Raw genomic sequence first — 17658 nt, 5'->3', positions numbered from 1 at the left:
GCTTTCCTCCGACGACCCGCGCGACTCAGCCGAACAGCCTCACGGCTGCGACGGCGACCGCGACGGCGCCGACCCCGACCACGAACAGCACGTAGTTCGCGATCGTGTTCGCCGCACGCGTCACCCTGAGCGTGTAGTGGCGCCTCGAGACCGGCCAGAACGGCCGAATCCCCATCGGCGTCAGGGCGTCCGCGAGGAGATGTGAGACGATCGAGAGCGCGCCGACGACGAACGCGAAGCCGACGACGTGCGCGTCGTCGACCCCGCCGACGGGGGTCAGTAGCGAGGCCGAGGCGTCGGCGAGGACTGTCACGGTCCCGGCCAGCGCCGCGCCGACCAGCCCCGCGAACAGCAGGGTGTGGGTCGGCCCCCGATGCTCGATCAGCGGCAGTCGGTGATCGCAGTCCGGCAGCGTCGAGAGGCCGACGCAGACGAGACCGCCGAGGAGAGCGGCCGGTTCGTACCCCGCCAGCGAGACGGCCGCACCGAGCGGCGCGTACAGCAACAGCGCCGCACCGTAGTGTCCAACCTGATACATTCGTCCTCGTCAGGGGAGAGCCGGAACGGCGGCATAAAATCACCGCGTTTCGCCGCGAGCGCTATTTAAACGGCTTCGATATCTAACCGGCCGATTCTTGTATCGACCTGTGAATGTATTACCGAACGAACCGTATGTACAGTCGTGTTCGACGTTCGGAGCGTACCGTTCGGTGTTGGAACGTAAAGCGGCGAAAATCGGAACGAACGGCGACGGGAACCGGATCGAAACTGGAGCGCTCCCCGATCCGTTCGACCGCGCTCGAGAGTCGGAGCCGGAGCCACAGATGAGCGTCATCGCGACGGTCTCGATTCCCGCGAGCGAGTTCCCGCTCGGCTCGGTCCTCGATGCGGACCGCGACGCGACCGTTTCCGTCGAGACGACGGTGCCGGCCGACGAGGGAAGCCTCCCGTACCTCTGGGTGCCGGCCGACGTCGCCGACTCGGTCGTCGACGAACTCGACGACAACGGGAACGTCACCGACGCCGCCGTCGTCGACGAACTCGAGGACAGCGCCCTCGTCAGGGTCGAGTGGGACGATCGGCTCGACGGCGTCCTCGAGGCGATCCGGAGCAGCGACGCGATCGTGACGAGCGCCGCGGGTACCGCATCCCAGTGGACCTTTCGCCTTCGCTTTCCGTCCTACGAGGATCTCTCGGAGTTCTACACGGCCTGTGTCGAGGACGACGTCTCGATCGAACTCGCCCAGCTTCACGAGGCGGTCGGGTCGGATCAGCGCCGGCGGTTCGGCCTGACGAACGCCCAGCGGGACCTGGTCGTCGCCGCCTACGAGGCGGGCTACTTCGACGTCCCCCGAAAGACGACGCTCGTCGAACTCGGAGAGCGACTCGGGATCTCCGACTCGGCGGTCTCCCAGCGGCTGCGGCGCGGTCTCGCCGAACTGATCAGTGCGACGCTCGTTATGGAGCCTCAGTCCAAGTCTCGCTCCCGTTCTCGCTCGAGCGGCGGCGGACCCGACCGCTTCGGAACGGGAACGGGCGCGGGATCCGGTGCGGGACCAGGTTCCGGCACCGGCCCCGAAGAGCCGCCCGAACCCTAACGTCGCGCCACGCCTCGAGCACGTCTCGGCCAGCCCCGGCACACAATCGCGACCGTTATTGGGGAGTCTCCCGTTCGTATATCCGTGCAAAACGTCACCGATAGAACGAGCAACCCGTTCGGACTCCGACCGCCGTTCGACCGGACGCCGCCCGACGAGCGGACGGCCGTCTTCGGCTACGGTGACGCCAACGCCGACTTCCACCTCATCGGCGACCACCCCGGCGTCCACGGCGGGAAGCGAACCGGGGTTCCCTTCACCGAAACCGACGCCGGACTCGCCGTACAGGATGTCTTCCGCGAGACCGGCTTCGTGTCCGGCTCGCAGGACGAGCCCGACCTCGAGAACCTCTTTTGCAGCTACGTCCACATGTGCTGTCTCCCGAACGGCCACCAGCCGACCGCGCGGGACTACGACGACCTAGAGCGGTTCTTCGACGCCGAACTGCGGGCGATCAACGCCCACATCCTCCTGCCCGTCGGTGCGCAGGCGACCGACCACGTCCTGCAGCAGTACACGACCCAGCGGCGTCACCTCGAGCTCGACATGAGCGACTTACACGCCCGTCAGATCCGCGGGCGGGGATTCATGGTCGTCCCCATCCGCAACCCGCCTGACTGGGACGAGGGCGACCGCGAGACGATCGTCGAGACGCTCGAGGAGATTCTGGCGAGCGATTACCGCCAGACGAAGGGCGTAGCGACGCTGGTGGGCTGAAAACGGGACGACGGCCGAGAGGAAGTCGTGGACGGTCAGCGATCGAAGTGCTTCCGGATCGTCGCCCGCAGCGGGAGTCCGAACGCGCCCGCGAACGGGAGGACGACGAACGCGAGGAGATCGCCCGGCAGCGACGCGTACCCGGCGAGGCCGGCCCCGAGGGCGACGGCGGGGGCGAGCACCGGCACCACGTACAGGTAGGACGGCTTCCAGCCGGGCCCGAGCCTCGTTCGGTGGACGATCACCGCGAACAGGAACGGCATGAGCGCCGCCCCGGCGAGGAGGGGCCCGCCGAACAGCGTCGCCGAGACCGTCACCGCGAGCGCGAGGAAGATCGTCTCGTCGATCGTGATCGTCCCCCAGGTGTCCTCGCGCCAGCCGAGTCGGACGCCGAGGACGATCGCGACCGCAGCGACGATGAGCCCCGCTAACGCGCCGGTCCACTCGAGCGGGGCCAGCGGCGGTTCGAGAAGTTCGAGTTGGACGACGAATGCGGCCGGTACCTCGATGCCGTGGCGACCCGCTAGGAGCGTCGCCCAGAGCGTCGCCGGATCGGCGCCGATAGCGGTCAGGTCGTTTGCGAGCGCCGCCAGTGCGGACCCGTTCTCGCGGGCGAAGTGACCGAGGCCGACGGCGTAGACGAGCACCGACAGCCAGATCAGCGGCAGGGCGAAGTTCCGTCGGCGCCACCAGCGGACGAACGCGTTGGCGTCCGCGTCGTCCGACCGAGTGCGGTCCCGCGTCCGAGTGCTGGAAGCGTTCGCGCTCGAGTCGCCGGTTCGAGCGCTCGCAGTTCCGCCGCTGGATGCGGATGCGGACGTAGTGCTGGTGCTCGAGGTTGCACCGGTCGCGCCGCCCGCGGTCGAGGCGGAGGCACTCGCGCCGCCGGTCGATCCGGTCGCGGTTCCGGTACCAGTCCCGGCCCCCGTTCCGGCACTCCGATTCGTCGATCGGCTGCGCGACGTCGACGAAGCGCCTGCGGAAGAGCCGGCGGTCGAGCCGGAACCGGAAGTCGAGGACCGCGAACGGTTGCGGGAAGTCGACCCGGATCCGCCGGTCGACGAACCGGTCGAGGCCCGCGACGACCGCGAACTCGAGGTCGAACTCCTGCCCGAGGTCGACGTCGAACTGGCGCCCGTACTCGAGCGAGAGCGAGAGCTAGATGTCGTCGTGCTCGTCTTCGAGGACGAACTACTCGAGCCGCTGTCGGAATCCGAACTCCAGACGTCCGGCGAGGGGATCCCGCTGGTTCGTTTCGCCACGTAGTCCCTGTGGCCCATGCGGTCGTAGGCCCGGCGTTCGACCGGATCGCCGAGGATCTCGTGAGCTTTCTTGACCGCCGTAAACTGCGCCCGCGCGCGATCGTCGTCGTTGACGTCCGGATGGTAGACGCGGACCTTCTCGCGGTAGGCCTCCTTGATCTCGTCCTGGGAGGCGTCGGAAGGGATATCGAGAAGGTCGTAGAAGTCCTCTGTCATAGGCGATCGAGACGATATAGTTCGTTACTCGAGTGTCAACGAAGGGGTATCGTTTCAGTGTTCCGGCTGACGGTCGCGCGCGGCGGTCCGGATTCCGGGACGGCACCGCGGTCAGGACCCGCCGAGCGTCCGCCGACTCGTCGCGTCTATCAGGAGAAATCCGTCAACGACGCCTGGCCGTCCGCCCGCTCCTCGAGCGCGTCCGCCGACGCATCGGGGGCGCCGTCTGCGGGCGCATCGTCGGTCCCCGCTTCGTCTGCGGTCGAATCCGACTCGAGGGCCGGTTCGGTTTCGGAGTCGGCATTGGTCACGCTTCCGCTCGGATTTACATTTCCGTCGTCGCTCCCGACACCGTCCCACCCGTCGAGACTCGCCTGATCGGCCGCCGAGAACTCGAGGTTCGCGACCCGAACGCCGACCTTGCGAACGGGCTCGTCTTCGAACTCCGCAAAGAGTTCGTTGGCGATCCGATCGACGAGTTCGGGATCGTCGACCGGGCCGGGCAGCGAGCGCTCGCGCGTGTTCACGTCGTACGGCGGCGTGACGGCCTTGACGCCGACGGTCCGGTAGAGCGCCCCTTCACGCTGCGCGCGGTCGGCGACCGCGGCCGCGAGCGTCTCGATCTGCTCGTACTTCGGCTCGGGTTCGGACACCGGCTCCGCGAACGCGGATTCGCGGGAGAAACTCTTGGGATCGCCCTTCGGCTCGACGCGGCGGTCGTCTTCGCCGCGGGCGCGCTCGTAGAGTTCCCGGCCGCGCTCGCCGAACCGCTCCACGAGGGGTTCCGGATCAGCCGCGGCCACTTCGCCGGCGGTCTCGAGGCCCATTTCCCGCAACTCGCGGGCCGTCACGGGGCCGACGCCGTGAAGCAGGTCGACCTCGAGGGGCGCGAGGAACTCGCGGACCTCGCCGGGTTTGACGACCGTGAGCCCGTCCGGTTTGTCGAAGTCGCTGGCGATCTTGGCCGCGCTCATCGTCGGCGCGGCGCCGACGCTGACGGTGACGCCGACCTCCCTGCGGATGCGGTCCTTCACGTGGCGGGCGAACCCGTCGGCGACCTCCCAGGCGGTGCGCTCGGTGACGTCGAGGTAGGCTTCGTCGATGCTCACCTCGCGGACGACGTCGGCGCAGTCGTGGAGGATCTCGCGGACCTCGCTCGCGACCGACTCGTAGAAGTCCATATCCACGGACCGGTAGAAGCCGGTCTCCTCGCGGGTCAGGTCCGGATCGTGGTCCTCGACGTCCGGATCGAGGGCCGCGCGGCGGGGCAGGCGCTCGAGGGCCGTCGAGATCGCCTGGGCGCTCTCGACGCCGAACTCGCGGGCCTCGTAGCTGGCGGTGGCGACGGCGCCGACGGTCTCGCCGGGTTCGTAGCCCATGCCGACGACGACCGGCTCACCCCGGAGTTCGGGGTCGCGCAGTCGCTCGCAGGAGGCGTAGAAGCAGTCGGCGTCGACGTGGAGGACGATGCGGTCCTCCTCGTCCTCGCGTTCGATGCCCGGCAGCCGCGGGCCGTCTGACATTCGTCTACTCGTCGGTTCGTCTGCGGGGTTGTGAACGTTGCGCCCCGCTCGTCGCTCTGCGGGACCTATCACCAACGAACACTTTTTATCGTGCTGTCGCTATCGAAGGGTATGCCCTCCGACACCGCGGGAACGCCCCCAACGATCGAGACGTACCCCGACAAAGACGACTCGAGTCCCGGCTGGAACACGTCGGTCAACGCGCTCGTCGGCGGCGTCGTCGGCATCGTGCTCTCGTTTATCCCCGGATCCGCGTTCGTCGGCGGCGCGCTCGCCGGCTACCTCGAGGGCGGCGACGGCGGGGACGGGCTGCGAGTCGGCGCGCTCGCCGGGCTCGTCATGCTCGTGCCGATGGTGCTGTTCTGGCTGTTCGCGATGACGATGGTCCTCGGCGCCGGCATGCCCGGTATGCCCGGCACGATGGGCGGGTTCGTCTTCGCCGTTCTGGCGTTCCTCGTCCTGTTCACGCTCGGGCTCAGCGTCGTCGGTGCGGTCGTCGGCGGCGTCCTCGCCGACGAACTGTAAGCACCGACCGTTCAGATCCCTACTGCTCGATCACTCGCCCTCGGCCGGCGGCTCCGGAAACTCCACGAGTACCCGCTTGCTCTCGGGCTGGAGCGCGTCCCAGCTAACTTGACCCTGCTCGGCGATCGTCGCCGGCTTGAGCGCGGGATCGGCGTACACCAGTTCCGCGGTGAGTTCGGGCGGACGGAGTTCTACCTCCTCGCCGTCTACCTCGATCGCACCCGCCGGGCCGAAGTTCGGCTCCGCGGGCGGGTCGCCGACGACGATCCGCCCGACCATCCCGAAGATCTCGTGGGGCGCACACAGCACGTCGTAGACGCCGGGCTGGTCGAATCGATAGAGCCAGAACGTTCCCTGCCCGAGCACCGGCGACGAAAACGCCGGAACGCCCTCCGGAACGCGGCGCTGGCGACCGAGAGAGGGATGGTACGCGGTGACGGTGTGATCGGGCGCTACCAGATCGAACCGCACGACGTCGCCCGGTTCGACGTGAAGTCCGGTCGGTTCGAAGACGAACTCCGGGAGCGGCCGATCCCCCGAGGGCGGCCTGGTCTCGAGGTCGACCGCGTGATCGGGCTGGAGCGGTTGCGGTAACTGCTCGTCGGCGGTCAGCCCCGAGTAGCCCAGCACCGGATGGATACAGTTCGGTTGCGGACACGCTCGCTGCTCCTGCCCCCGTCCTCGATCGTCGCCCGCACGGCCGTTGCCGCGTCCCTGACCGCGTTCCTCGTCGCTCGCCGCACCGAGCCCAGCCGCGAGTGACACTGTCGACGTTACGCCGGCCGCTTTCAGAACCTGTCGTCGGTCCATGGCCGGCCCCTGTCCGCACCGCCGATTAGTTATCCGGTGACATTGCTCGTGCAACGCGTTCTTGTGAAGTGATTGCCACGTACATCTGTACGTTACCCAATCCCCGCTGTGGATCGCCACGGCGCAGAAATCGAACGTTGGAACGCGAAACGGGGTGCAACTGGGAGTGACTATCGGCTCGAGACGCAGTTCAGTCTGCCGTGGGTCGGTACGGACGACTCAGTTGTAGCCGCGCCAGCGGTGGCCGCACTCGGTGCACTTGAAAAAGCGCGTCGGCGGCTCGTCGGCCGACGCGGTCTGTTTGAGCGTGTACCAGGCTTCTTGGGTCCCGCACTCGTCGCAGACGACGTCCGTCGCCTTCGGCTTCCCCTCGAAGTTCGCGTCCTCGCTCGACTCGATCACGTCGTCGTCCGTCTGGGACTCGGTCGTGACGAAGGCGTCCTCCTGCTCGCGGTCCCGTTCCGTCTCGGCGCCGCAGCTCGTACAGACCATGCGGTCGCCGTCGGCTTTCATCATCGAACCGCAGTCGTCGCAAAACTGCATACCCGCCGGTAGGATATCGAGCGCAAAAACACCTCGTATTCCCTCCCCATGGCGCCCTCCGAGTCGCCGTTCGAGACCGCTGCAGCCACCTTCAACTCAGTATCGCCGCTCGAGTTCCTCGTTCTCGAGGACGACCGGACAATCCGCGACCCGAAAGGTATCGAGGCTCGCCAGTTCGAGAATGTCGGTTCCCTCGCGGGTGCAGTCGACGCCCGGCGGGTCGGCGAAGTGCTCGCACTGGTGGCAGTACTCGTGTTTGTCGATCTCGCGGATTTCGCGGTCGTCCGCCAACTGGTCGGCGAGGGGTTCGTCGTTCTCGAGGCGTTCCCAGAGTCGATCGGGATCGAGTGTAGTGACGTCCTCGCGTTCGAACAGGTCGTCGAAGGCGTCGTCGGCCCCGTCGCGATCCGCTGATCGCTCGTCGACGGCAGCGGCGAGGTCGCCGAGCGGTCCGGTTCGCTCGGTCGTTGAACCGGGACTCGAGTGACTCGAGGGGGATTCGTCGGCTCGCGCGTCCGAATCCGAGCGGAGTGCCGTCGTTCCTGCGCCCGCTTCCCTGCCCTCGTTTTCGTCACCGGCGACCCCGCGCCGCGATCCGGTTGCTCCGGGATCGGGGAGCGCGTCGAATCCGTCGTAGTCGACGGCCACCTCGCGCTCGCGATCGGGGTCGAGTTCGCCGTCGTCGCGCGAGTTCGAACTCGAGCCCGGACTTGAGTCGGCTCCGTCGCTCATGAGTGAGTGTCGAACGGCAGCGCTCGGTCTCGCTCCGTTTCGGCGGCGGTCTCGGCGTTCGATTCGATCTGCGCGAAGACGTCCTCGGCCGTCGATTCCGTCGCGCTCTTTGCTCGGCCCTCGAGCGCCGGCGGCTCGCCGGTCTCGAGCGTCGGCGAGCCGAAAAACGACCGCTTCTCGGCGACGTCGGCGAACGGGCTCGCGCAGTGGGGACACTCGGGCGCGGTCAGCAGTGCAATGTCGACGCTCGAGCCGCAGTCCTCGCAGGTCGCGGTCCGGACGCCCAGCCGGTTGGCCGCGGTCTTGAGCCGGTCGGCCGCCGCCCGACGGCGCTCGCGATCGGCGAACGCGTCCCGGTGATCCCGGAGGTCGACGGCCGCCTTCGCGAGCACCGTCGCGCGCTCCTCGAGGCGGTCGGTCCGCTCTAAGAGGTACTCGAGGACCTCCTCGAAGTTCTCGAAGCCGGTATCGACAGTGTCCTCGAGGTCCTCGAGGTCCGCACGGAGCGACGATAAGTCGGCCTCGTACTCGCCGTGGTCGTGCTCGGCGGGCGCTTTCGCGTCGGTCTCGCGTTTGACCTGGATCACCCGCGAGCGGACGTCCTCGAGCAGGTCGCGGAACTCATCGCGCTGGGTCTCGAGCTCCCCCCGAAGCTCCTCGATGTCCTCGCGGTCGGCCGGCTCGGCGCCCTCCCCCTCGGTCGCGACGGCGTGGGCCGCCGTGACGACGCGCCGACAGACGTCGTCGGGCGATTCGTCGCGGTCCTCGGCCGCGTCGGTTACCCAGTCGTCGACGTCGGCCGGGAGTGCGAACGAGACGTCCCCCTGGTCGTCCTCGCTCTCCATCTACCGTAGCTAGCGAGGGTCGGTGCATAAGGGTTGTTGCCGACGGCGGTCCCCGGAACGTGCGGTATCGAGCGCAAAGCGGAGTCTCAGCGGATCTTCCGAACGTTGCTGATGTCGAAGCCCGCGTCGCCGATCTCGGTCTCGAACCGGACGATGTTCTCGTCCTCGAGCCGCGAGAGGACGCCCCGGAACTGCTCGACGACCATCGTCCGGGCGCGCTCGGAGCCGCCGCTCTCCCACTCGAACAGTAGGGTACCGTCGGTCGCCTCCTTGAGCCGGCCCAGCTGGGTCGGCTCGAGGAGTTCGGAGTTGACCAGCAGGAGGATGACGCCGCCCCACCGATGAGACGCACGAGCGAGTCCCTTCAGAAGGACGGTCAGATCGGACCAGCCGAGCCGATCGTCGGCCGCCGCGATCAGGTCCGTCACGGAGTCGACGATCACGAGGTCCCCCGTGGCGTGCTCGGAGAGGTAGCCGGCGAAGGCCTCGAGGACGTCCTCGCGCTCGGTCTGCGATCCCAGTTGCGTGATGTCGGCCGTCCGCTCGGCGTACCACTCCGTCGGCACCGGCGTCAACTGGAAGTACTCCTCGGCGAGTTCGACGAACTCGACGGCGTCCATTCCCGTCTCGACGAGGTCGGTCTCCATGACGAACGACATCTCGCTGGCGACCGCGGTCCGCTCGTCCGTAAACGAAATGTAGTGGATGCCGCCGGGCAGCGTCGCGCCGTTCTCGAGGTCGCCGTAGTGGAGGTCGAACCGGTCGGCCCCCTGCTCGGCGAGGCCGTTCATGACGGCGCTGGTGTAGGCGAACTCCCGCGCGCCGGCGCCGGATTCGCCGGCGAGTAGTACGACGCTGCCGGCCGGCGCGCCGCCGCCGATCATCCGGTCGAGGCGCGCGACGCCCAGCGGCATCCGTTCCATACCTACACCGTCGGCGCACGCGACCTTTTACCCTGCGGCCACGGACGCAGCGCTCGTTACTCGCCGCGCGTCCGAACCGTCGCTCCGTCCGTCGCGGCGCGGGGCAGCAGTACCTCCCCCTCGAGCCCTCGCATCTCGAGCGCGTCTTCGGCGGCCGCGGCGGCCTCCTCGGCGTGCCGGCTGTCGGTCACGCCGTAGACGACCGGTCCCCACGACGACTGGCCGATCCCCGAGAGGACGGGACAGTCCTCGAGCGCCTCGACGAGTTCGCCGGCCGGCGGGCGGAAGACCCCGCCCTGCGCATCGGCGTACCACGCGCCGTTCTTGCGGCCGATTTCGGCGATCGCCTCGCCGAAGGCCTCGAGGCGACCCTCGGCGGCCGCGGGCAGCAACTTGCGGGTGACGACGCCGGCGATTTCGTCGGCGACGGCCGGGTCGGCGCGCTCGACGACCGCGCGCATGCTCCGGTCCTCCGACTCGCCGCAGCGGCCGGGTTCGGCGTCTGGGACGACGACGAGGAAGCTCCAGTCCGCGGGCAGGTCGTGGCGGGCGACCACCGGCGGCACCGTCCAGTCGCCCTCGGCGGGCGGCTCGGTGGTGAATCGGTTCGTCGGGTGGCCGGCGTCGACGACGAAGCCGCCGGCCTCGAAGGTCGCGACGCCGACGCCGCTGCGGCCGCCCCGTCCCATCGCCGGCGCGTGTTCTCGAGCGCGGGGCTCGAGGCCGTAGGCCCGCGCCGTCGCCGCGAGCACCGCCAGCGCGAGTTGCGTGCCGCTGCCGAGGCCGACGTGGCGCGGGAGGCGCTCCTCGACCGCGAGGTCGACGCCGGGCACGTCGAGAATCTCGACGGCGCGGGCGGCGTACTCCCGTCCGAGCGGATCGTCGCTCGCGACGGTCTCGGTGGGGTCGGCGGTGACGGTGACGCGGGGTTCCTCGAGGCCGACGCCGATCCCGCCGTAGAGGCGCTCCCGAGCCAGCGAGAGGTTCTGGAAGCCGACGTGGAGCCGAGCGCCCGCGCTGACGGTCACAGTCTCGGGCGCGGGATCGGACGAGGCGTCGGCGGTCGGATTCGGCATCGATATCGTCGGCATAGGATCGCCCCCCGCAAGGGGGTTTCGGCGGTGGCAACGCCTGACGGTCCGTTGACGGCGGACGGGACGATCGTCGGTCGACGCGACACGAAGTTGCGACTCGAGAAACCGGGACAACCGTGACGAGTGCCGCGAGAAACTGAGACCCCTACCCGGAGAATAGCGACGTTATCGCTCGGAAACGTTGTAGTCGACGTGGACGTTCGGCGTGCTCTTCGATTCGGGTGCGGGAACGCCGTTCCAGTCGACGACGTGGACGTTGGCCATCTCGCCGGAGAAGCGGAACCGCTGAACGCCGACGTCGATCGCACCCTCCGCGACGTTCTCGGAGACGATCGTCGCTTCCGCGACCGGATCGTCCGCGACCATCTCGATCTCGCCGTCGACGGCGATTTCGAACTTGGAGGGGACGCCGCGACCGACGATGGTCACGAGGTTCGGGAGTGCTGAGTCGTTCGCTGCTGTCTGGCTGCGTACCGGATCATCGCGTGCCATGCTTCGATGAGTCGAACGGTGCGGTATAAGCTTTCTTCCTCGAGAAACAGTAGGATCGGACGAATTAGCCCTATGAGCGTATAAAATTACCTGATATTCAGATTCGAACTGGATGGGGTCCTCTCGGTCGACGGCGGCGCGTCAACACCAGTATTATAGCCGCCTCGGTGCTACCTCGAGCCGTGTCACCTCGCTCCCGCGCGCATTCGAATTCGGACGCCGACGTGGATCCGGAGGGGGATCTGGCGGGACTCGTCATCGCCGGCGGCTACTCGACGCGCTTCGGCGACGAGGACAAGGCGGTCGCGGACCTCGCGGGAACGCCGATGATCCGCCGCGTCGTCGACCGACTCGCCGCCGTCACCGACGCGGTCGTCGTCAACTGCCGCGAGGACCAGCGCGACGCCATCACGGCCGCCCTCGAGGGCTGCGCCCCGGCGATCGAGTTCGCGCTCGATCCCGTCGAGGATCGAGGACCGGTCGCCGGCATCGGGACCGGCCTCGAGGCGGTCGGCGAGACCTACGGCCGGGAGTTCGCGGCCGTCGTGGCCTGCGACATGCCGTTCGTCGATCCCGACTTGCTCGAGTTGCTCCTCGAGCGCGCTCACGACGGGGCCGCCGACGGGGCCGTCGTCCAACTCGAGGACGGCTGGTACCAGACGACCCAGGCGGTCTACCGGACCGATCCGATGGCGCGAGCGTGCGCAGAAACGCTCGAGTCCGACGACAGGCGGATCGTCGCCGCGCTCGAGCGTGTCGACTACGTCACCGTCGACGAGCGCGTCCTCGAGGAAGCCGGCATCGACGACGCGACGTTCGAGAGCGTCGATACGAAGGAGGCTCTCGAGGCGGCCGCAGAGCGACTCGAGTAGGCGGCGCGGGTCGCGAACCGACTCGCGCTCGCGGAACCGCGCGAACGACTATCCCCCGGTTTCGGCCGAACAAGTTCGGCCGAATCATTCCGTACGGAATAATCGGCCGAGAACTGGGTGTTTATACTTGCGGGATACAAGAACCGACCATGAGCAGCGACGACGAGTTCGACTACGGAAAAGACGAGAATCTCCGGAGCCGCGAGGTGACGGAGGGCCCGGACAAGGCCCCCCACCGCGCGATGTTCCGGGCGATGGGGTTCGACGACGAGGACTTCGGCGCGCCGATGATCGGCGTCCCCAACCCCGCGGCGGACATCACGCCGTGTAACGTCCACTTGGACGAAGTGGCCGAGGCCGCCCTCGAGGGCGTCGACGAGGCCGGCGGCATGCCCATCGAGTTCGGCACGATCACCATCTCCGACGCCATTTCGATGGGGACCGAGGGGATGAAGGCCTCCCTCATTTCCCGGGAAGTGATCGCCGACTCCGTCGAACTCGTCTCCTTCGGCGAGCGCATGGACGGGCTGGTCACGATCGGCGGCTGCGACAAGAACATGCCCGGGATGATGATGGCCGCGATCCGGACGGACCTGCCCAGCGTCTTCCTCTACGGCGGTTCGATCATGCCCGGCGAGCACGATGGCCGCGAGATCACCATCCAGAACGTCTTCGAGGGCGTGGGCGCCGTCGCCGACGGCGACATGTCCGAGGGCGAACTCGACGAGATGGAGCGCAACGCCTGCCCCGGCGCCGGCTCCTGCGGCGGGATGTTCACCGCCAACACGATGGCCTCGATCTCCGAGACCATCGGCTTCGCGCCGCTCGGCTCCTCGTCGCCGCCCGCCGAGGACGACGAGCGCTACGAGGTCGCCCGCGAGAGCGGCGAACTCGCCGTCGAAGTCGTCCGCGAGGGGCGCAAACCCTCCGACTTCCTCTCGAAGGAGTCCTTCGAGAACGCCATCGCCCTGCAGGTGGCGGTCGGCGGCTCGACCAACGCCGTCCTCCACCTGCTCGCGATGGCCGCCGAGGCAGGCGTCGACCTAGACATCGAGGACTTCAACGAGATCAGCGCCCGCACGCCGAAGATCGCCGACCTCCAGCCCGGCGGCGAGCGCGTGATGAACGACCTCCACGAGGTCGGCGGCATCCCGGTCGTTCTGTGGGAACTGCTCGAGGCGGACCTGCTCCACGGCGACGCGCTGACCGTGACCGGCGAGACGCTCGCCGAAGCCCTCGAGCGCGTCGATCCGCCGGCCATCGAGGACGTAGACGCCGACTTCCTTCACACGGTCGACGACCCGATCCACGAACGGGGCGCCATCCGCATCCTCACCGGCAACCTCGCGCCCGAGGGCGCCGTCATCAAGATCACCGGCGAGGACCACCTCGAGCACGAGGGGCCGGTCCGTATCTTCGAGAACGAGGAAAACGCCATGCGGTACGTCCAGGAGGGCCGCGTCGAGAGCGGCGACGTCATCGGGATCCGTAACGAGGGCCCCCGCGGCGGTCCCGGCATGCGCGAGATGCTGGGCGTCACGAGCGCGGTGGCGGGACAGGGCCACGCCGAGGACGTCGCGCTCTTTACCGACGGCCGGTTCTCCGGCGCGACCCGTGGCTTTTCCATCGGCCACGTCGCCCCCGAAGCCGCCGTCGGCGGCCCGATCGCCGCCCTCGAGGACGGCGACACCGTCCGGATCGACATCGACGACCTCGAGCTCTCCGTCGACCTCAGCGACGAGGAGATCGAGCGGCGGCTCGAGGAACGCGACTTGCCCGAGCCCCAGTACACGACCGGCGTGCTGGCGAAGTACGGCCGCGACTTCGGCTCGGCGGCCAACGGCGCGGTGACGAACCCCGGCGTCAAGCGAGAGTAGGGCCCACTTGCGGTCCTGCCGTATCAGGTCCCTCAAATAGCGCTATGGACGTCGTGTGATGGCTTTTTCGGCGACGATACCGCTACTCGAGAAGCGGCACCGCTCCCTTCGATTTCCTGCATGAGTCTTTCCACGTCATACCACGGAGGACCAGTAGAGAATCGAATGTGCAAGTACTGTCTCGAGTGCGAGTGGCAAATCAGTACGTCGGAGGGGTACAGTGAGAGAGAGGTGTCAGAGAAAGCGATCGAGCACTTCGTCGAGACAGGCCATACTGTCGACTCGCTGTGCTTGCCGCCGCCAGCAGCGATCATCGAGAACTGACGGCGAGGGCCGGCTACGGCTCACTCACCGCCGGCGGGACGATAACCGTCGGAGTCCAGTTTGACCCGTCGACGCGTCGACGGACCGAACGACTACCCGCGGCGCTCGAGCACGCGATCGATGATGTGGCGCGTCGAGAGGAGTTCTCCCGCCTCGGGGTCGCGACCGCTCGCGCGCTCGACCGTACAGTCGACCCCGCGGCGTTCGAGTTCGGCCTCGATGGCGGACTCGTCGTGGTGCTGGTCGTGGCCCAGCGCGATCACGTCGGGATCGATCTCCTCGATCGGGACGAAGATGTCTTCCTCGTGGCCCAGGATCGCCTCGTCGACGGCCTCGAGCGCGCCGACGACGTCCCGGCGCTGCGTGGCGGGACAGATCGGCTGCTCCTTGTGGTCGACGTTCGCCTTCCGGGCGACGATAACGATCAGTTCGTCGCCCATCGCCGCGGCCTCCTCGAGGTAGTGGACGTGGCCGGGGTGGAGAATGTCGAAGGTGCCTTGGGCGATGACGGTTCGTGCGGGCTTCCCGTCCTCGCTGCCGCCGTCTCGCTCGCGGCCGCGTCCGCCATCGTCAGTATCGTCCGCCGTCATCCTCGCAACTCCTCGTCGATATCGGCCTGCGTGAAGTCGAAGAACTCCTCGGTTTCGGGGAGTTCGACGTCGATGACGTTCAGGGTCGTCCGCTGTCCCTGGGAGTCGAAAGCCTTCCAGTCAGTCCGGCGGTACGGCGCGCCGATGATGATGTGGACGCTGCCGCGACCGAAGGTTCCTAAGTCAGCGTCGCTGGGCCGGAGGACGCCGTTCGGGTGGGAGTGGACGCTGCCCAACGCCTTCACGTCGTTCGGAATCTGGTTCGTCTTGACGGTCGCGCTGACGCTGTTGGACTCGGTGCCCGGAATCACCAGGATGTCCGTGATGACGAGTCCGTCGCGGTCCAGCCCCAACTGATCCGCTTCGGTCCCGCGCAGAAAGCCCATGTACTCGTCGGGGTGGGCCGCCTCCGAGGACTCGATGGCGAACTCGAGGGTCTCCTCGGCGATGCCGAGGATCTCGTTCGAGCGAAACAGCGCGTCGAGCAGCCCCATGTCACCACGTCCGGGCTTGCGGTTGCTAAACGTTCCGATGCGCCGACTCCGCGCGGGAATCCGACTGCAGCGCGGCCGACTCGTCGCTCGAGTCGTTCGACTCGAGCGAGAGCGGCCTGAACTGCGACGAAAAAGGGTTCGGAACGAACTGAAGGAGAAAACGGCGATACTCGAGAGCGGTACCGGACTCCGGGTACCGTCCCCGAATTACCCGAACGGATACGGGATGATCGACGACACGACGAGCGTCGTAATCAGCCCCGAGACGGAGATGATCGTCGTCAGGACGGTCCAGGTTTTCAGCGTCTCCTCCTGCGTGAGGCCGCCGATCTCCTTGACCAGCCAGAAGCCGGAGTCGTTGTACCACGAGCAGATGTTTCCGCCGGCGCCGATTACCATGACGAGGTACGCGGCGCTGACCGACAGCTGGCCGGTCAGCGGCGCCATGATCCCGGCCGCGGTGAGCATCGCGGCGGTCGCCGACCCCTGTGCGATGCGGACGATCGCGGCGATGAGCCAGGCGGTGATCAGCAGTCCGATACCGAACTCCTGGAGGATGCCGGCCAGATAGTCGCCGATGCCGGAGGCGGCGAGCATCGCACCGAAGGCCCCACCGGCGGCCGTAATCGCGGCGATGTTACCGCCGCTTTTGAGGGCCTCGGTCAGTTCCTCGCTCCACTCGCTCGAGGTCATCTCGTTGTGGCTGTAGAGGACGTAGGCGGCAACGACGGCCGCGAGCATCAGCGCGACGTTCTTGTCGCCGACGAAGACGACGATCGGCTCGATCGAACCGAGCGCCGGGAGGACGTCCTGGAACGAGTCGACGACGGTGTAGGAACCGATGAGGCCGACGGCGACCAGAATCGGCGAGAGCGACGCGAGCAGGCCGGGCAGGGAACTGGTCGGTCGGTCGGCAACCTCCTGCAGTTCCTCGGTGGTCGTCGCCATGGTGTCGCGCAGCGGAATGTCGAGCCGGGCGTTGATCCAGCGGCCGTAGACGAGGCCCGCGAGAGTCACGGCCGGAATCGCCGTTATGAGGCCGATAAAGATAGTCACACCGAGGTCGCTGCCGACCTGCGCAGCGACGGCCAGCGGGCCGGGCGTCGGCGGCACGAAGACGTGTGCGGTCGCCGCACCGGCCCCGACGACGACGAGGAAGAGCGTGTAGTCTCGGCCGACGCGAGCGCGCATCGAGCGGGCGAGCGGCGCCATGAGGTAGAACACGCTGTCGAAGAAGACCGGAATCGCGAGCACGGAACTGCTGCCGAGCAGCGCGATGTCGGAGTTGTCCTTTCCGAGCAGGTTCTGGAACCCGCGGACGATACGCTGTGCGGCGCCGCTTTCCAGCATCGATTTGCCGATGATGGCGGCGGCGAGGATCGGAATACCGATCCCGGTCATGTTGTCACCGAACGCTCCCGCGACTTCGGTCGCGGCGTCAGCGGGTCCGAAATCCGGCACGAAGACCGCATTGACCACGCCGACGGTAAAGCCGGCGAGGATCAACCCGATGAACGCCGGAAAGTCGAGCCAGACGAGCAGTGCCACGACAACTAACAGTCCGATGAAGAACGTTAGCAGTGGGCTGTGTGAAAACTCAACACCCTGTAGTGGTATGAACATCGTTCACCAGCTACGTTCTCAAAGAATTATTGGTATATTTTATGGTATAGATGCAACAATCTATAATTTTCCATTATGTTACTCGAATACCACTAACTAATACCCACATATATTTACGTATTTACACTCACAGGGCCGGACATGGACCGAGCACTTGTCGTCGCTGAACCGACGGAAGCGGCCACGGAACTCGCACGGATGGCAGGATCGCTCGCCGAAGCCGGCGACGCAGCCGTCGTCCTGATCCACGCGACGACGGACGAGGAGTACGCCGCGCGCAAGCAGGCGATGTCGTCGATCGCCAGTTCGGGCGGCACGTACACGACCGACGACGCGCGCGAGGGCGCTCGACAGTTCGCACAGGACCTCGCGGAGGAGGAACTGTCGACGTTCGACATCGAGTACGAAACGGCCGGCTACGTCGGCGAGAAAGCCGACGCTATCCTCGAGGCCGCCGACGAACACGACTGCGATCACGTCTACCTCCCGGGTCGCGAGCGGTCGCCGACGGGTAAGGCGCTGTTCGGCGACGCGACCCAGCGGGTGCTGCTCGAGTTCGACGGGCCCGTGACCGTGCTGACGGAGTAATCGGGCTCCG

At 67.5% G+C, this 17658-nt stretch carries 20 protein-coding genes and 1 pseudogene; 7 read left to right on the top strand and 14 right to left on the bottom strand.

All coding sequences use genetic code 11. From position 1 onward, the window contains the following. Positions 1 to 25: 25 nt before the first annotated feature. A complete protein-coding gene (locus HALXA_RS10055) occupies positions 26 to 538 on the bottom strand; it encodes a metal-dependent hydrolase (protein ID WP_013880240.1) in 513 nt (170 codons plus the stop codon). 175 nt (positions 539 to 713) lie between these two features. Between HALXA_RS10055 and HALXA_RS10050 the strand changes: the two genes are divergently transcribed. Further along, on the top strand, positions 714 to 1598 hold the full coding sequence (locus HALXA_RS10050; RefSeq protein ID WP_394324795.1) for a helix-turn-helix domain-containing protein: 885 nt from the start codon (positions 714 to 716) through the stop codon (positions 1596 to 1598). An 84-nt stretch (positions 1599 to 1682) separates the two neighbouring features. Further along, positions 1683 to 2315, top strand: coding sequence for a uracil-DNA glycosylase family protein (locus tag HALXA_RS10045; RefSeq protein ID WP_013880238.1), 633 nt, complete (start codon positions 1683 to 1685; stop codon positions 2313 to 2315). Between the two features lie 35 nt (positions 2316 to 2350). Here HALXA_RS10045 and HALXA_RS22775 read toward each other — a convergent pair whose 3' ends face one another. Beyond that, on the bottom strand, positions 2351 to 2962 hold the full coding sequence (locus HALXA_RS22775; RefSeq protein WP_013880237.1) for a hypothetical protein: 612 nt from the start codon (positions 2960 to 2962) through the stop codon (positions 2351 to 2353). 100 nt (positions 2963 to 3062) lie between these two features. On the opposite strand from HALXA_RS22775, the gene HALXA_RS22770 reads away from it, so the two are divergent. Beyond that, entirely contained in the window at positions 3063 to 3581 is a 519-nt protein-coding gene (locus HALXA_RS22770; RefSeq protein WP_342633188.1) for a hypothetical protein, read from the top strand. 77 nt (positions 3582 to 3658) lie between these two features. Here the strand turns inward: HALXA_RS22770 and HALXA_RS22765 are convergent. Together HALXA_RS22765 and HALXA_RS10035 are read right to left on the bottom strand one after the other, a co-directional pair. Next, positions 3659 to 3793: pseudogene (locus HALXA_RS22765) on the bottom strand (DnaJ domain-containing protein); the annotation flags it as partial. A gap of 149 nt (positions 3794 to 3942) precedes the next feature. Continuing rightward, positions 3943 to 5316: a DNA polymerase Y family protein gene (locus HALXA_RS10035; protein WP_013880236.1), complete on the bottom strand. Its 1374-nt coding sequence runs from the start codon at positions 5314 to 5316 to the stop codon at positions 3943 to 3945. A 111-nt stretch (positions 5317 to 5427) separates the two neighbouring features. Here HALXA_RS10035 and HALXA_RS10030 point away from each other — a divergent pair, with 111 nt between their 5' ends. Next, positions 5428 to 5841: a DUF5518 domain-containing protein gene (locus HALXA_RS10030; protein ID WP_013880235.1), complete on the top strand. Its 414-nt coding sequence runs from the start codon at positions 5428 to 5430 to the stop codon at positions 5839 to 5841. 30 nt (positions 5842 to 5871) lie between these two features. On the opposite strand, the gene HALXA_RS10025 is transcribed toward HALXA_RS10030, so the two are convergent. The 7 genes from HALXA_RS10025 to HALXA_RS09995 all read right to left on the bottom strand — a co-directional run bounded on the left by HALXA_RS10025 (position 5872) and on the right by HALXA_RS09995 (position 11280). After that, positions 5872 to 6651 (bottom strand): cupredoxin domain-containing protein, encoded by a 780-nt coding sequence (locus HALXA_RS10025; protein ID WP_013880234.1) that lies wholly within the window; start codon positions 6649 to 6651, stop codon positions 5872 to 5874. Positions 6652 to 6870: 219 nt separating this feature from the next. Beyond that, entirely contained in the window at positions 6871 to 7194 is a 324-nt protein-coding gene (locus tag HALXA_RS10020; protein ID WP_013880233.1) for a transcription factor S, read from the bottom strand. Between the two features lie 96 nt (positions 7195 to 7290). Beyond that, positions 7291 to 7926: a hypothetical protein gene (locus tag HALXA_RS22075; RefSeq protein WP_013880232.1), complete on the bottom strand. Its 636-nt coding sequence runs from the start codon at positions 7924 to 7926 to the stop codon at positions 7291 to 7293. Then, a complete protein-coding gene (locus HALXA_RS10010) occupies positions 7923 to 8771 on the bottom strand; it encodes a hypothetical protein (protein ID WP_013880231.1) in 849 nt (282 codons plus the stop codon). The genes HALXA_RS22075 and HALXA_RS10010 overlap by 4 nt, the downstream gene beginning before the upstream one ends. A gap of 86 nt (positions 8772 to 8857) precedes the next feature. Continuing rightward, on the bottom strand, positions 8858 to 9694 hold the full coding sequence (locus tag HALXA_RS10005; RefSeq protein WP_013880230.1) for an RAD55 family ATPase: 837 nt from the start codon (positions 9692 to 9694) through the stop codon (positions 8858 to 8860). A gap of 56 nt (positions 9695 to 9750) precedes the next feature. Next, positions 9751 to 10785 (bottom strand): beta-ribofuranosylaminobenzene 5'-phosphate synthase family protein, encoded by a 1035-nt coding sequence (locus HALXA_RS10000; protein ID WP_083822836.1) that lies wholly within the window; start codon positions 10783 to 10785, stop codon positions 9751 to 9753. A gap of 168 nt (positions 10786 to 10953) precedes the next feature. Next, a complete protein-coding gene (locus HALXA_RS09995) occupies positions 10954 to 11280 on the bottom strand; it encodes a hypothetical protein (protein WP_013880228.1) in 327 nt (108 codons plus the stop codon). Positions 11281 to 11462: 182 nt separating this feature from the next. Here HALXA_RS09995 and mobA point away from each other — a divergent pair, with 182 nt between their 5' ends. Continuing rightward, on the top strand, positions 11463 to 12152 hold the full coding sequence (gene mobA / locus HALXA_RS09990) for a molybdenum cofactor guanylyltransferase (protein ID WP_013880227.1): 690 nt from the start codon (positions 11463 to 11465) through the stop codon (positions 12150 to 12152). A gap of 149 nt (positions 12153 to 12301) precedes the next feature. Next, positions 12302 to 14029, top strand: a complete 1728-nt coding sequence (gene ilvD / locus HALXA_RS09985; protein ID WP_013880226.1) for a dihydroxy-acid dehydratase — start codon at positions 12302 to 12304, stop codon at positions 14027 to 14029. A 416-nt stretch (positions 14030 to 14445) separates the two neighbouring features. Here the strand turns inward: ilvD and HALXA_RS09980 are convergent, their stop codons facing one another. The 3 genes from HALXA_RS09980 to HALXA_RS09970 all read right to left on the bottom strand — a co-directional run bounded on the left by HALXA_RS09980 (position 14446) and on the right by HALXA_RS09970 (position 17060). Further along, positions 14446 to 14943: an adenylyltransferase/cytidyltransferase family protein gene (locus HALXA_RS09980; protein ID WP_013880224.1), complete on the bottom strand. Its 498-nt coding sequence runs from the start codon at positions 14941 to 14943 to the stop codon at positions 14446 to 14448. Further along, positions 14940 to 15437, bottom strand: a complete 498-nt coding sequence (locus HALXA_RS09975; RefSeq protein ID WP_013880223.1) for a Mov34/MPN/PAD-1 family protein — start codon at positions 15435 to 15437, stop codon at positions 14940 to 14942. The genes HALXA_RS09980 and HALXA_RS09975 overlap by 4 nt, the downstream gene beginning before the upstream one ends. A 207-nt stretch (positions 15438 to 15644) precedes the next feature. Then, entirely contained in the window at positions 15645 to 17060 is a 1416-nt protein-coding gene (locus HALXA_RS09970) for a GntP family permease (RefSeq protein ID WP_013880222.1), read from the bottom strand. 141 nt (positions 17061 to 17201) lie between these two features. On the opposite strand from HALXA_RS09970, the gene HALXA_RS09965 reads away from it, so the two are divergent. Then, positions 17202 to 17648, top strand: coding sequence for a universal stress protein (locus tag HALXA_RS09965; RefSeq protein WP_013880221.1), 447 nt, complete (start codon positions 17202 to 17204; stop codon positions 17646 to 17648). Positions 17649 to 17658: the final 10 nt, after the last annotated feature.

Source organism: Halopiger xanaduensis SH-6, assembly GCF_000217715.1.
GTDB lineage: Archaea > Halobacteriota > Halobacteria > Halobacteriales > Natrialbaceae > Halopiger > Halopiger xanaduensis.
This window is presented reverse-complemented; position numbering and strand designations above follow the sequence as displayed.

Coding starts and splice junctions, on each gene's coding strand:
- HALXA_RS09970 (WP_013880222.1), bottom strand. CDS start 17,060: ATGTTCATACCACTACAGGGTGTTGAGTTTTCACACAGCCCACTGCTA.
- HALXA_RS10000 (WP_083822836.1), bottom strand. CDS start 10,785: ATGCCGACGATATCGATGCCGAATCCGACCGCCGACGCCTCGTCCGAT.
- HALXA_RS10025 (WP_013880234.1), bottom strand. CDS start 6,651: ATGGACCGACGACAGGTTCTGAAAGCGGCCGGCGTAACGTCGACAGTG.
- HALXA_RS09975 (WP_013880223.1), bottom strand. CDS start 15,437: ATGGGGCTGCTCGACGCGCTGTTTCGCTCGAACGAGATCCTCGGCATC.
- HALXA_RS09995 (WP_013880228.1), bottom strand. CDS start 11,280: ATGGCACGCGATGATCCGGTACGCAGCCAGACAGCAGCGAACGACTCA.
- HALXA_RS10005 (WP_013880230.1), bottom strand. CDS start 9,694: ATGGAACGGATGCCGCTGGGCGTCGCGCGCCTCGACCGGATGATCGGC.
- HALXA_RS10010 (WP_013880231.1), bottom strand. CDS start 8,771: ATGGAGAGCGAGGACGACCAGGGGGACGTCTCGTTCGCACTCCCGGCC.
- HALXA_RS09965 (WP_013880221.1), top strand. CDS start 17,202: ATGGACCGAGCACTTGTCGTCGCTGAACCGACGGAAGCGGCCACGGAA.
- HALXA_RS10030 (WP_013880235.1), top strand. CDS start 5,428: ATGCCCTCCGACACCGCGGGAACGCCCCCAACGATCGAGACGTACCCC.
- HALXA_RS09980 (WP_013880224.1), bottom strand. CDS start 14,943: ATGACGGCGGACGATACTGACGATGGCGGACGCGGCCGCGAGCGAGAC.
- HALXA_RS10020 (WP_013880233.1), bottom strand. CDS start 7,194: ATGCAGTTTTGCGACGACTGCGGTTCGATGATGAAAGCCGACGGCGAC.
- ilvD (WP_013880226.1), top strand. CDS start 12,302: ATGAGCAGCGACGACGAGTTCGACTACGGAAAAGACGAGAATCTCCGG.
- HALXA_RS22075 (WP_013880232.1), bottom strand. CDS start 7,926: ATGAGCGACGGAGCCGACTCAAGTCCGGGCTCGAGTTCGAACTCGCGC.
- HALXA_RS10055 (WP_013880240.1), bottom strand. CDS start 538: ATGTATCAGGTTGGACACTACGGTGCGGCGCTGTTGCTGTACGCGCCG.
- HALXA_RS10035 (WP_013880236.1), bottom strand. CDS start 5,316: ATGTCAGACGGCCCGCGGCTGCCGGGCATCGAACGCGAGGACGAGGAG.